This is a genomic window from Mesorhizobium sp. M0062, from assembly GCF_040323125.1.
In the GTDB taxonomy this organism is placed as follows: Bacteria; Pseudomonadota; Alphaproteobacteria; order Rhizobiales; family Rhizobiaceae; genus Mesorhizobium.
In genome coordinates this window covers 79,030-92,085 of sequence record NZ_JAMYUO010000028.1, presented here as the reverse complement: position 1 = coordinate 92,085, position 13,056 = coordinate 79,030, and the positions used below count along the sequence as shown (strand labels likewise).

The following is a 13,056-nucleotide window of genomic DNA, read 5'->3' as shown; positions in this document are numbered from 1 at the left end:
GTCGATCGGCGTCGAGCATCCGGACGATCTTATCGCCGACCTGACGCAGGCGCTGGCAGCGGTCTGACTGCTGACGAAGGTCGGCGGGACAGCACCCCCCTCTGTCCTGCCGGACATCTCCCCCTCAAGGGGGGAGATCAGCAGCTCTGACCATAGCGCCCTGTCTGCAACGCTGGAGATTGGCGAAGGGCGACGTGACATCCAATCTCCCCCCTTGAGGGGGAGATGTCCGGCAGGACAGAGGGGGGTGTGACGGAACTCGGCCTATCCCTTGTCGGTACTCAGCTCTTGTCGCGGATCTGCGTCATCGTCCGCGTCGGCGTGATCGCCTCGGGGTCGAGCCTGATTTCGACGATCGCCGGCTTGCCGCTGGCGCGGGCACGCTCGAAGGCAGGGGCAAAATCTGCCGTGTTCTCGACCGTCTCGCCGTGGCCGCCATAGGCGCGGGCAAGAGCGGCAAAGTCAGGGTTCTTCAGATCGGTGGCGACGACGCGGCCGGGATAGTCGCGCTCCTGGTGCATGCGGATGGTGCCGTAGATGCCGTTGTTGACGACGATGACGATGATCGGCAGGTCGTATTGCACGGCGGTGGCGAATTCCTGTCCGTTCATCAGGAAGCAGCCGTCGCCGGCAAAGGCGATCACGGTGCGGTCGGGATGGAGCGCCTTGGCGGCGACCGCGGCCGGCGTGCCATAACCCATCGAACCGGAGGTCGGCGCGCCCTGCGTGGCGAAGCGGCGAAAGCGGTGGAAGCGGTGCACCCAGGTGGCGTAATTGCCGGCGCCGTTGGTGAAAATGGCGTCGTCGGGCAGAACCTTTTCCAGGTAATTCATGATCGGTCCCATCTGGACCGGGCCGGGGCCGGTCTCGGGCGGCGTCGACCAGTCGAGGTAGGCGGCATGGTGCTTTGGCGTCTCATCCGCCCAGGCTGGCGCGGAGGCTGGCTTGCGCTTGGCGAAGGCTTCGACGAAGGCCGATGGCGAGGCGTTGATCGCCAGCGTCGGCCGGTAGACACGGCCGAGTTCACCGGCGTCGGCATGGACATGGACCAGCGTCTGGTCGGGATAGGGGCTTTTCAGCAACGTGTAGTCGGAGGACGGCATCTCGCCCATGCGGCCGCCGATCAGCAGCACCAGGTCGGCCTGCTTGATGGCGGTGGCCAGCTTCGGGTTGATGCCGATGCCGACATCACCGGCATAGTTCGGGTGCAGATGGTCGAACAGCATCTGGCGGCGGAAGGAGCAGCCGACCGGCAGCGACCAGGCCTCGGCAATGGTGCGCATGCGAGCCACCGCTTCCTCGTCCCAGCGTGTGCCGCCGAGGATGACGAAAGGGCGTTTGGCCTTGCCGAGCAGTTTCTCCAGCGCGTCGAGTTCGGCTTCGCCGGGGCGGGTTTCGACCGGCGTGTGCGGCAAGGCCGCAGGCGCGTCGACCAGGCTGGTCAGCATGTCTTCCGGCAGCGAGATGACGACGGGGCCGGGGCGGCCCGATGTCGCGACGGCGAAGGCGCGGGTGACGAGTTCGGGGATGCGCGCGGCATCGTCGATCTCCACCACCCATTTGGCGATGTCGCCGAAGAAGCGCTTGTAGTCGACCTCCTGGAAAGCCTCGCGCTCCTTGGCGTGGCTGGCGACCTGGCCGATGAACAGGATGACGGGTATCGAATCCTGCATGGCAATGTGAATGCCGGCCGATGCATTGGTGGCGCCGGGGCCGCGGGTGACGAAGCAGATCCCGGGCTTGCCGGTCAGCCGCCCCTGGCAGTCGGCCATCATGGCGGCGCCGCCTTCCTGTCGGCAGACAATGGTGCGGATGGGCGAGTCATGCAATGCGTCGAGCACCGCGAGATAGGATTCGCCGGGCACGCAGAAGATGCGGTCGGTGCCGTTCGCCTCGAGTGCGTCGACAATCAGTTGTCCACCGGTCTTCATCGTCCAGACTTCTCCAGTTCGGCAAGGATTTCTTGCGTGTGTTCGCCAAGGCGCGGCGAGGGACGCTCATAGACCAGCGGTGTGCCGGACATCACCATCGGCGCGCGTACCGAGGGCAGACGATTGCCATGGCCATCGTCGAGGTCGAGGCGCATGCCGCGTGCGATCGTCTGCGGGTCGGCAAACATCTGGCCGATGTCGTTGATCGGGCTCGCCGGCACGCTTGCCGCTTCGAGCTTGGCCAGCAATGGGTCGCGATCCCAATTCTTCAGCGTCTCGATCATCTGCTCGCGCAACTTCACCCGGTTGGCCACGCGGGCCGGATTGGTGGCGAAATCGGGATTCGCTGAGAGATGGTCGAGCCCGACGGCGGCGCAGAATTTGGCGAACTGGCCGTCATTGCCGACCGCCAGGATGATGTGGCCGTCCCTGACCGGGACAACCTCATAGGGCGCAATGTTCATATGCGCATTGCCCATCTGCACCGGCGCCTTGCCGGAGACGAGATAGTTGAGGTTCTGGTTGCCGAGTGCGGAAATCTGCGTGTCGAACAGGGCCATGTCGATATGCTGGCCTTCGCCGGTCTTTTCGGCATGGCGAAGCGCTGCCTGGATGGCGATCACCGAATAGAGGCCGGTGAAGATGTCCGATATGGCGACGCCGGCCTTTTGCGGCTCGCGCCCGACCTCGCCGGTGATCGACATCATGCCGGCCATGGCCTGGATGATGAAATCATAGCCGGCGCGTGGGGCGTAAGGCCCGTCCTGGCCGAAGCCGGTGATCGAGCAGTAGACGAGCTTTGGATTGATCGCCTTCAGGCTCTCGTAATCGAGCCCGTATTTCTTCAGGCCGCCGAGCTTGAAATTCTCGATCAGAATGTCGGCCGTGGCAACCAGCCGGCGCACCGTCTCGGCCCCTTCCGATGTCGAGAAATCGACGGCGATGGAACGCTTGCCGCGATTGCAGGAATGGTAATAGGCGGCCGACAGGTTCTCGCCATCATGGCTCATGACGAAGGGCGGACCCCATTTGCGGGTATCGTCGCCGCCGTCGGGGCTCTCGACCTTGATGACATCGGCGCCGAGATCGGCCAGCAATTGTCCTGCCCAGGGGCCGGCCAGGATGCGGGCGAGTTCGACGACGCGGACGCCTTTCAGCGGAGGTTCAGCCATAAATCACCAAAAACGGGTCGGAACCGCAGCCTCTATCAACCCGGGATGCCGCTGTCACGGGCCTTGCGGTAGGCCAGCGATGTCACTCTTTGAGCACGCTATCGGCCCAGGCAGCGAAATCGTCCATAACGGTGTCGCGGTTCACCTCGTTCAGGCTTTCGTGGCGGGTGTCGGCGTAAACCTTTGAAACCAGATTCGAAAAGCCCATCGCGCGCATCCGCTTGGTGAGATGATCGATGCCTTTGCCATAGTCGGAGGCCGGATCCTTCTCGCCGCCGACGATGCTGACGGGCAGGTCGCGCCTGATGCCGGCAAAGCCCGCATCCTTGCCGCCTTTCTGCGCCATCTCCACGACATCGCGCCACATCGAGATCGAGGCATCCCAGCCGCACAGCGGGTCGGCAATGTACTTGGCCACTTCAGCCTCGTCGCGCGACAGCCAGTCGAACGGCGTCTTGTGGTTGGGCACCGCCTTGCCCCAGGCCTGGAAGGTCAGTTTGGGCAAGACGCGTGAGGGAACATCGGAGCCGAGCCTGAAGCGCTCATAAGCGAGGATGGCGAGTGCAAGCTGACCAAGCAGGCCTTGTGAGAAATTGCCGTTCCAGATCGCCGCGGCGTGGACGCGCGGCGAGTGCGCCAGCAGGTAGTTGAGCGCCACCGACGCACCCATCGAATGGCCGAACAGGATGACCGGCAGGCCGGGCTGCTCCTTCGCAATCAAATCGTGGACTGCGTCGACATCGGAGATCACCTTGGCCGGGCCGCTTGTGCCGGCGAATCTGCCGAGCGGGGCATCGGGCGCCTTGGTCGCGCCATGGCCGCGATGGTCGTGGACGTAGACATGAAAGCCGCGGGTGCTGAGGTAATCGGCGAAGCGGGCATAGCGCGCGGCGCGTTCGGCCAGGCCGTGATTGACCTGGACTACCGCGCGTGGAGAGCCCCCCGCGTGCTTCACATAGAGATTGAGCGTGGCCCCGGTCGGTGAGGCCAGCGTCGTCTGCTTGTCAAATGCCATGTCTCGCTCCCTTGGCGACTGTTGGGCGACGGCGTGACCGACGTCAAGGGGAGGTCGAAATCAGCCGGCGTCACTATTGACAGTGTGCTGTCAATTTGGCTATATGACAGCATGCTGTCAATTGGATCGGAGCATGACCATGAAAACCGTTTCGCGCCGCGCGTTTCTGCTGGCGAGCCTTTCATCCGCAATGCTCCTGCCCGGCATTGCTTCCAGCCAAACCAGGGAGATGACCATGAAGACCATTGCCGGCCCGCAGGGCCAGCTTGCCGGCTACGACATCAAATCCGGCGGCGGCCTGCCGATCCTGTTCGCGCATGGCGATTGCAGCCGCGCCACACAGTGGAACCGGGTGATGCAGCTCACCGCAGGTGGCCGTGAGGCGGTCGCCTTCGATTTTCGCGGCCATGGCGCATCGGCGCCTGCAGCTGATGCCGACTACGGCTATGACGGCCGTGCCGACGATATTGGTGCGGTGGCCGATGCGTTCGGCCTGAAGCGGTTTGTCCTCGTTGCACATAGCGGCGGCAGTGGGGCCGCGCTCGCCTATGCCGCCGGCCATCCCGACCGTGTTGCCGGCATCCTGCTGGTCGATCCGGCGACCGATCCGCGCGCCCTGCCCAAAGAGATTCGCGACGGGTTCGTGCACGATCTGGCGGGGCCAAACGGCGGCGACGTCCTGAGCGCTTATTACATCTCGATCGCCGGCTCCAACCCAGATGTCCGCAAACAGGTCATCGCCGATGCGGCGGTGGTCGATCCGGCGGCTCGGGCAGGCGTCGGCAAGGCGCTGGCGGAATGGAATCCCGAGCCGACGCTCGACGCCTATCGTGGGCCGATCTTCGTGCTGGCCACGGAGGCCAATGACAATGCGGCGGCTCTGTTTCGGCTGCGCAGCCGAATTGGCCACAGAACCGTCGCCGGTTCCGGCCATTGGGTGATGCTTGACAAGCCGGAGGCGGTGGCTGAAGCCGTCAACACTTTCGTTTCCACCATCGAGGCCGGCCAGAAATGACAAGCAGGACCGAAGCCGGAGATGTGCTCACCGAACTGGTGCTTGCCGTGTTCCGGCTGAATGGCGGGTTTCTCGACGCGGCCGACCGGCTGGCGGAGCCTGCCGGGTTGACGGCGGCGCGCTGGCAGGTTCTGGGCGCGGTGCTGAAGGAGCCGAAATCGGTGGCCGACATTGCCCGCGACATGGGGCTTGCGCGCCAGAGCGTGCAGCGCCTGGCCGATATTCTGGCCGCCGAAGGGCTTGCCGCCTATGCGGACAACCCGGCGCACCGCCGCGCCAAGCTCCTGGCGATGACCGATGCCGGCCGGGCCGCGATCAGGGATATCGGCACGCGCCAGCATGTCTGGGCCAACCGCATCAGCGAGGGCATCGGGCCTCGCGTGCTTGAGACCGCGCTTGATCTGCTGCGTATGTTGACGAAGCGGGTCGAGGAGGGCGGGGTCTGATCGACCGAGCGATTGTTTTTTGCGGCGGACGAAAGAAATCGTAATTCTGACATGTCACACGTTTCTAGCTTGCGCTATGAAACGCTAGGAGTGCTGGAATGCGGATATCGGCGATATGGGGTGCGGTGTTGGTGGCGCTGGCCGGTGTCGGCCTAGCGCGCGCCGATGTGAAGATGAGCGGCTCCTTCGTGGCCGATGCTGCCTGTCCAGCAACGCAGGCAATCAAGAGCGGCAAGAACCCCGGCAATATCGCGACAACGGCTGGACAGAGCTACGACCTCCTGGCCGGCAACAAGGATGCGCCGACGCATTACCTCATCCGCGTGCCGGGCGCCGATCCTGAGCGTCGCTGGGTCAAGATCAGCTGCGGTCATGTCACCGGCGGCAGCGCAGCCGCCCTGCCGGCCGCGCCCGCCGATCAGGGCAAGCCTGCGGCGCCGGCTTCAGGAAAACCCGAATATGTTTTCGCGCTGAGCTGGCAGCCGGCCTTCTGCGAAACCAAGTCGAGCAAGCCCGAATGCCAGGCGCAGACGGCGGGCGGCTTCGACGCGTCGCATTTCACGTTGCATGGGCTCTGGCCGCAGCCGAACGGCAATTTCTATTGCCAGGTGCCGGCGAGCGACAAGGCCAATGACAATCCGGCCCATTGGGCAGACCTGCCGCCGGTCGATCTCGATGCCGCTACGCGCGCCGAGCTCGACCAGGTTATGCCGGGCACCGCCTCCAAGCTCGAACGGCATGAATGGATCAAGCACGGCACCTGCTACGGCAAGAGCCAGCAGGAGTATTTTGCCGAGGCGCTGAACCTGATGCGGGCGGTGAATGCCTCGCCGGTGCGCGAGCTCTTCACCAGGAACGTCGGCAAGCAGCTGACTTCGGACCAGATCCGCAGCACCTTCGACAGCGCCTTCGGCGCCGGGGCGGGCGCGCGGGTGCGTGTCTCCTGCCTGGTCGATCCGTCGAGCGGCAGGCGGCTGATCGGCGAGCTGACGCTCGGCCTGACCGGCCCGATCGGCCCCGACAGTTCGCTGGGCACTCTCATGCTCGCCTCTGCGCCGACGACCAAGGCGGGCTGTCCGAAGGGTTCAGTCGATGCGGCCGGGTTCCAGTAGGATATCCGTCTGTCGCTTGGCAGTGACGCGGTGATATGGTCTGGATGTGTTTCATTCGGCGGGGGTGGCGATGAGTGGCATGACATCAGGCGCGCTGGCGCGGCTGGCTTTCTGGGCCAGGGGGATGACCGCCATAAAAGACGGCCGCATGGAATGGCCGGGCTTTTCCTATACCGATGCCGAGTGGGCGCGCATGCGCGTGCTTGCCGCGCCGATCGGGGCAGGCCGCTACCAGCTGTTCACTTGGGTCAATGCCGCGATCTTCATCGCCATTGCCGCGCTCGGCATCGGCTGTGTCTTCCTGCCGCTGGCGACACTTTTGTTTCCGGTGCCGGCCGAGACCAGCGCGCTCAAATTCTCGGCTCTGCTGGCGGCGTGTGCCTTCCTCATAATCGGGCTCGGCTTGCCGATCTCCATGCGCCTGTCGAGCGCGTTGGCCATCTCCCGGGAGATGCGCGCCGGTCTTGTCGGCGAAGCCGGTGACGAAGCGCTGGCAGCAAAAGTGTCTTGGCAGATCAACCGCATCATGCTGGTCATGTGCGGCCTGCTGGTGCCCGGCATTCTGTTGTTCATAGCTTATGACATCGACGCCAGTCCGATCATCACCACGCTGAAATGGCTGGCCATCGCGCTGATAGCCGTTTCAGTTGCGGTCGGCGCGTTGCAGCAGCGCAAGCGGAGCTGACAACCTTATCCGCTGACGCCACGTGTGGACAATGTCCAGGCACTGAGGTCTTCAGCATCGTCATGCGCTTCGCCGACGACGCGGTCACGCCCGGTGGATTTGGCCCTGTAGAGACGCTCGTCGGCAAGGGCGAAGAGATCGGCAAGCGAGGCTACGGTCTCGTCGACAGTGGCGATGCCGGCGCTGACGCTGATGTCGAACCGGTTTACGCACGCCTTGACGGCCTGGCGGAGGTTTTCTCCGAGCAACCTGGCGACCGCATGCGGCTGCGAGCAAAGGATGGCGAACTCCTCGCCGCCGATCCTGAAAACCTGATCGTGTGCGCCGGCCGCCTGGGTCAGCACCTGGGCGATCGATCTCAGCACCCTGTCGCCCTCGGCATGGCCGAAGCGATCGTTGATCGACTTGAAATGGTCGACGTCGACGATCAGCAGGCTGAGCGGTTGGGCCGTGCGCAGGCTGACAGCGACCAGACGTTCGCCGTCGCTGTCAAAGCGTCCCCTGTGCAACAGGCCGGTGAGGCCGTCGCGGCCGACATGTTCGACCAGGGCTTCGTAGCGCTCGCGATAGGTCAAGGTGTCGAAGACGTCGGACAACCCACGTGGTGCCACGACCTGACGCGTTTCGAACCATCTGAGGTAGGCGACAAGCATGGCGCTGTAGGCAAAAGCGGCACCCATCTTGGCGAACCAGCCGCCGAAGAAGACCGCAATCGGCGCGCCAGCGACGAAATGCAGGGCGCTGAAAAATCCGGCCTGGTCGAAGGTGAGCACGCAGGCGACGCAAATCAGGATGCGGGAGAACGGCGCCCTGCGTAGATAACGCCCGAGCTTTTCGTAAAGCAGGATGATCAGGATGGCGTCGATGAAGAGCAGCGTCGTGCCCCACACCATCAGCCAGCCCAACTGGTCGATGAAACCGATATCGGGAAGCTTGCCGTCGGAAAAGGCTGAAATATCGTGCAGGCGCAGGATCAGGACCAGCCCGATCATCAAGGCGTTGCCGAGCAAAAGGCCATAGATCGGCTGGCGCACCGTGGCCGCATCTTCCTTCATGTAGAGGAGAAGCAGCATCACCAGCTTGCCGGAAAACAGCACCGCCGAGCCTGGCGAGACCATGCCGAAGGGCAGGGCGACATAGAAGACGCTGGCGAGATAGGTTTCGAGGAAATGCATGGCGCCCAGCGCGCAGACGAAGACGCCCAGGCCGATGCGATCCCTGAAGCGAAACAGCGTGACCATGACGCTGAAGTAGACGACCGCTTCGGCAAGGAGCAGGAAACTGTTCAGCACTACCTTCGGTCCGATCTTTACTTTCGATCGCGACAGGCCAGCGATCGATCCTGTTTTGACGCTGAAGGGTTAACCGGGGATTTCAACGCTGCCTACAACCGGCGGAAAACTTAACGTGCGGTGTACACCCGGCTTGAAATGGCAAAAGCGATTGCCGTTCGGCCCGGCATCGCCTACATAGCGGCCAACCTCCATTCAATCCGACATTTTCGGTCAATCATCAAGGAAAGCGCGCGTGGCACGCCAGTTCATCTATCACATGGCCGGCCTCAACAAGGCCTATGGCACCAAGAAGGTGCTTGAGAATGTCCATCTCTCCTTCTATCCCGACGCCAAGATCGGCATCCTCGGCCCCAACGGCTCGGGCAAGTCGACGATCCTCAAGATCATGGCCGGGCTCGACAAGGAGTGGAACGGCGAAGCTTGGCTCGCCGAAGGCGCCACCGTCGGCTATCTCGCGCAGGAGCCGGCGCTCGATGCCAACAAGACGGTGTTCGAGAACATCATGGAAGGTGTCGCCGCCAAGACCGCCATCATCGAGCGCTACAACGAATTGATGATGAACTACTCCGACGAGACGGCCGATGAGTCCGCCAAGCTCCAGGACGAGATGGACCGGCTCAATTTGTGGGATCTCGAACAGCAGGTCGAGATGGCGATGGAAGCGCTGGGCTGCCCGCCCAAGGATTCCGAGGTCACCAAGCTTTCGGGCGGTGAGCGCCGCCGCGTCGCGCTTTGCCAGCTGCTGCTGCGTCAGCCCGACCTCTTGCTGCTCGACGAACCGACCAACCATCTCGACGCCGAAACCACGGCGTGGCTCGAAAAGCATCTGCGCGCCTATCCGGGCGCCGTGATGATCATCACCCACGATCGCTACTTCCTCGACAATGTCACGGGATGGATTCTCGAGCTCGATCGCGGCCGCGGCATCCCCTATGAGGGCAACTACACCAAATACCTCGAAGCCAAGGCCAAGCGCCTCAAGCAGGAAGGTCGCGAGGACGACGCCCGCCAGCGCGCCATCGGTCGCGAACGCGAGTGGATCCAGTCCAGCCCGAAAGCTCGCCAGACCAAGTCCAAGGCGCGTATCCAGGCGTTCCAGGACCTGCTGGATGCAGCCGACAAGCGGCGTCCGAGCGATACGCAGATCGTCATTCCGCATGGCGAACGGCTCGGCAATGTGGTGATCGAGGCGGAAGGCCTGTCGAAGGGCTTTGGCGACACGCTGTTGATCGAGGGTCTGGAATTCAAGCTGCCGCCAGGCGGCATTGTCGGTGTCATCGGCCCGAACGGCGCCGGCAAGACGACGCTGTTCCGCATGATCACCGGCCAGGAAAAGCCGGATGCCGGCTCTGTCCGCATCGGCGAAACGGTGAAGCTCGGCTATGTCGATCAGAGCCGCGATGCGCTCGATCCGTCAAAGACGGTGTGGGAGGAGATTTCCGGCGGCGCAGAAGTGGTCAAGCTCGGCAAGTTCGAGGCCAACACGCGCGCCTATTGCGCGTCGTTCAATTTCCGGGGCGGCGACCAGCAGCAAAAGGTCGGCAACCTCTCCGGCGGCCAGCGCAACCGCGTCCATTTGGCCAAGATGCTGAAGACCGGCGGCAATGTGCTGCTGCTCGACGAACCGACCAACGACCTCGACACGGAAACGCTGGCGGCGCTCGAAGACGCGCTGGAAAATTTCGGTGGCTGCGCCGTCATCATCTCGCACGATCGTATGTTCCTCGACCGTCTGGCCACCCACATCCTCGCCTTCGAGGGCGACAGCCATGTCGAATGGTTCGAGGGCAATTTCGAGGATTACGAGCAGGACAAGATCCGCCGGCTCGGCCCCGAGGCCGTCAACCCGCACCGCATGACCTACAAGAGGCTGACGCGGTAAGGATAGATATGCGGGGGTAGGTTTTGATGGCTATTGTAAAGGAGAAGCTGGCCCATTTGTGGGAGAGAGATCCCAATGACTTTTATGTAGAGCCTTATGAGTGCTCGAGAAGTCTGTTCCGCTTGGAAGCGTTTGAGGGTCTTATTTGGGATCCAGCATGTGGCTTGGGTCGAATTGTCGTTGAAGCAAGAGCTGCAGGTTTTGTAGCAATCGGAAGCGATATTATAAAACGATCGGAGCTCTGTGAGCTTCGATCTGATTTTCTATCGCGCAGCTTTCGACCGGAATTTTCCAACATCGTAATGAATCCACCGTTTGGCCTGGCAGAAGAATTTGTTCGTGAAGCAATAGATATTGTACCTAATGGCGGAAAAGTTGCAGCAATATTGCCGCTGGTATGGCTGTCGGGTTTTTCTACGAAACGGGATTGGTTGCCGTTGTCTCCTCTGAAAACTGTCTATCCAATTTCCCCCCGACCCTCGATGCCTCCAGGCAGAGTCATAGAAGCCGGAATACGACCTGGTAACGGTACCAAAGATTTCTCTTGGCTAGTCTGGCAGAAAGGCTATTCTTCGCCTCCCACTGTTGTATTTATGAATACAAACGAGGGTCGGAAAAGTAAGAAAAATCTGGGAGGGCGGAGTGCGAGCACCAAACAGCGGTCGGGCGTTGAATGACGCCGATGCAGCGCTAGTAAAAGGTATGATCAATCGGAATGACCGACAACATGATATCGCAGCTGTTTTTGCTGTGAACGGTGGGCGAATAGGCGAGACCTCGACGGGTGCGCATTTTGCTCATGTAAACGCTGCGACAGCGGGGCTGCCTCCTAGTGCGCCCTACCTAGTTGTCGATGCAAAGCTGCGTTCGCGTGCAAAAGTCCTTCAGCAAGAGATACATCGGGGGACGATATCGCCGGCAGGAAAAGCCACAATTGACGAAATTGTGGCTGCCTTTGACGCCAGTCATGGGTGGCGAAAGGGAAAGTAGTTAAGGTCGATACGGTGGACTGGTCCGTCAGGCGTCAAGTTCTGTAGTGATAGCCGAAAATGAGAACAGGCGGCCATTGGCCGCCTGCCAATGCAGTTTAGAGTGTATTCCTGATTGCGCTTTCAGCGAAGTCGTAGGCGCTGATCTTCTTGCCTACTTGTTGTGGATCCCAACTCCCCAACTCGATAGCGAGTCTGTAGCTTTTCATGGCATCCGTCAATTTATGCTTTAGAAAGTCCAGAGGATCTGTTCTCCAGGTTAACATTCCGTGGCTGTCGACGTCTATCAAGGAGCGCATTCCGTAAAGGAATGGGATAATAAACCCTTCCGGGCAAGTGTAGTCTACACCACGTTTAAAGAAGGGTGTTTTGGGCTGGCTCTTAAGATATTTTGGATTCTTTTCAGCCGATTTGTCTGCGTCAAAGATTTTTACGGCTGAAATCTTTCCAAAACTGCCACCCGATTTATTGTATGCGTCGGGGAAGCGGCGGTACAGGTCATCATATATTTCCGGCATGCTTGCTCCGATCTTCAGGGCAGACTTAATGCTTTCATTCTCGAGATTGTACTCATATCCACCTTGGACTGTTGTCGACACGGCCTCGTGCTTCAAGAGTTTATTGAAGACCTCTACACACACGGCCTTATTTCGATATATCTGATTTGGGTTCACCCGCATGTCGTCGGGGAGAGAAAGTTTCGACAACGGAATCCAGCAGAGGGCAACCAGTTCGCGAACTTTAATTTCGCCTCCGTCGTTCGATTTCCATTCTACTCTAGTTGCAAGATCCGAAGGAAGAAATTGCTTAAGAGCTTCGTAGAGGCCGAGTTTGTTCGCCTTCGTCTCTTCCGTCAATTGCACATTGTTGTTTCGGGCAGCGCCAATTTCCAAAAGTGACGACTTGAAGTCGTCTACGGCAGCCGGGTCTGACATTCTCACAGGCACCTGAATTTCGACAGGCACCTGGAAATCGAGAAGGTCCTCAATCTCTGTTATGATTTGCCGCCTCTCTGCCCAGACTTTAGCAAAATCCTCCCAATCTCTGACGCGCTTTAGTTCGATGTCAGTCATCCCAGATTCTCGAAGTATGTGTCGTCCAATCGCGAGCGCATTGTGGCCTCCATCCAGGAGGCCTTCCGTCTCGGTGTCGATAAAGGTTAGCTGATATCTTTGACGTTCGAGCGTGCGGTAGGAAGAAGAGGCCAACAAGATTCCTTTTGTCTTGGCGGGAAACAACTCCGCTGATTCGCGAAGGCTCGTTTCTATATCTTCTGTGACCGCTCCCTTTTTTGCAGAGCGCGGATTTGCAGAGAGATCTGCAACGTCGATTAAGTGAATAAAGGATTTTGGTGACAGCAAGCCGAGTATTTTACGCACAGGACCAAACTCCTGCTCGCTACCCTGCTCAATTTTTAAGATAAGTTGCTTAGTCATTGTGTCCTCACAAAATGAGGACCAGTTCGGACAAAATCCGAGCCATTCCGGCGCATATTTTACCAAAACCAGTCCAGG

The 13,056-nt window shown here is 60.8% G+C and carries 11 protein-coding genes; 6 read left to right on the top strand and 5 right to left on the bottom strand.

All coding sequences use genetic code 11. The features are described 5' to 3' along the window. Positions 1-281 precede the first annotated feature (281 nt). The 3 genes from NKJ64_RS25790 to NKJ64_RS25780 form a co-directional block, all read right to left on the bottom strand. Positions 282-1,931: a thiamine pyrophosphate-binding protein gene (locus NKJ64_RS25790; RefSeq protein ID WP_352463562.1), complete on the bottom strand. Its 1,650-nt coding sequence runs from the start codon at positions 1,929-1,931 to the stop codon at positions 282-284. Next, positions 1,928-3,103, bottom strand: coding sequence for a CaiB/BaiF CoA transferase family protein (locus NKJ64_RS25785; protein ID WP_352463561.1), 1,176 nt, complete (start codon positions 3,101-3,103; stop codon positions 1,928-1,930). Before NKJ64_RS25785 ends, NKJ64_RS25790 begins: the two co-directional genes overlap by 4 nt. Before the next feature lie 82 nt (positions 3,104-3,185). Beyond that, positions 3,186-4,118, bottom strand: coding sequence for an alpha/beta fold hydrolase (locus NKJ64_RS25780; RefSeq protein WP_023753549.1), 933 nt, complete (start codon positions 4,116-4,118; stop codon positions 3,186-3,188). 133 nt (positions 4,119-4,251) lie between these two features. Here NKJ64_RS25780 and NKJ64_RS25775 point away from each other — a divergent pair, with 133 nt between their 5' ends. The 4 genes from NKJ64_RS25775 (at position 4,252) to NKJ64_RS25760 (ending at position 7,376) form a co-directional block, all read left to right on the top strand. After that, a complete protein-coding gene (locus NKJ64_RS25775; protein WP_023753548.1) occupies positions 4,252-5,133 on the top strand; it encodes an alpha/beta fold hydrolase in 882 nt (293 codons plus the stop codon). After that, a complete protein-coding gene (locus NKJ64_RS25770) occupies positions 5,130-5,579 on the top strand; it encodes a MarR family winged helix-turn-helix transcriptional regulator (RefSeq protein WP_023741716.1) in 450 nt (149 codons plus the stop codon). Before NKJ64_RS25775 ends, NKJ64_RS25770 begins: the two co-directional genes overlap by 4 nt. Positions 5,580-5,677: 98 nt before the next feature. Beyond that, positions 5,678-6,691 (top strand): ribonuclease T2 family protein, encoded by a 1,014-nt coding sequence (locus NKJ64_RS25765; RefSeq protein ID WP_352463560.1) that lies wholly within the window; start codon positions 5,678-5,680, stop codon positions 6,689-6,691. A gap of 70 nt (positions 6,692-6,761) precedes the next feature. After that, positions 6,762-7,376 carry a hypothetical protein gene (locus tag NKJ64_RS25760; protein ID WP_352463559.1) on the top strand — a complete coding sequence of 205 codons (615 nt, stop codon included), beginning with the start codon at positions 6,762-6,764 and terminating at the stop codon, positions 7,374-7,376. Between the two features lie 5 nt (positions 7,377-7,381). Here the strand turns inward: NKJ64_RS25760 and NKJ64_RS25755 are convergent, their stop codons facing one another. Next, positions 7,382-8,668 (bottom strand): GGDEF domain-containing protein, encoded by a 1,287-nt coding sequence (locus tag NKJ64_RS25755; RefSeq protein WP_352463558.1) that lies wholly within the window; start codon positions 8,666-8,668, stop codon positions 7,382-7,384. 235 nt (positions 8,669-8,903) lie between these two features. On the opposite strand from NKJ64_RS25755, the gene ettA reads away from it, so the two are divergent. Together ettA and NKJ64_RS25745 are read left to right on the top strand one after the other, a co-directional pair. Then, on the top strand, positions 8,904-10,553 hold the full coding sequence (ettA, locus tag NKJ64_RS25750) for an energy-dependent translational throttle protein EttA (RefSeq protein WP_352463557.1): 1,650 nt from the start codon (positions 8,904-8,906) through the stop codon (positions 10,551-10,553). Between the two features lie 26 nt (positions 10,554-10,579). Continuing rightward, the gene (locus NKJ64_RS25745; RefSeq protein WP_352463556.1) at positions 10,580-11,230 is read left to right on the top strand and encodes a TRM11 family methyltransferase; all 651 of its coding nucleotides are present in this window, start codon (positions 10,580-10,582) and stop codon (positions 11,228-11,230) included. Positions 11,231-11,640: 410 nt separating this feature from the next. Here NKJ64_RS25745 and NKJ64_RS25740 read toward each other — a convergent pair whose 3' ends face one another. Next, on the bottom strand, positions 11,641-12,978 hold the full coding sequence (locus NKJ64_RS25740; protein ID WP_352463555.1) for a hypothetical protein: 1,338 nt from the start codon (positions 12,976-12,978) through the stop codon (positions 11,641-11,643). Positions 12,979-13,056 lie beyond the last annotated feature (78 nt).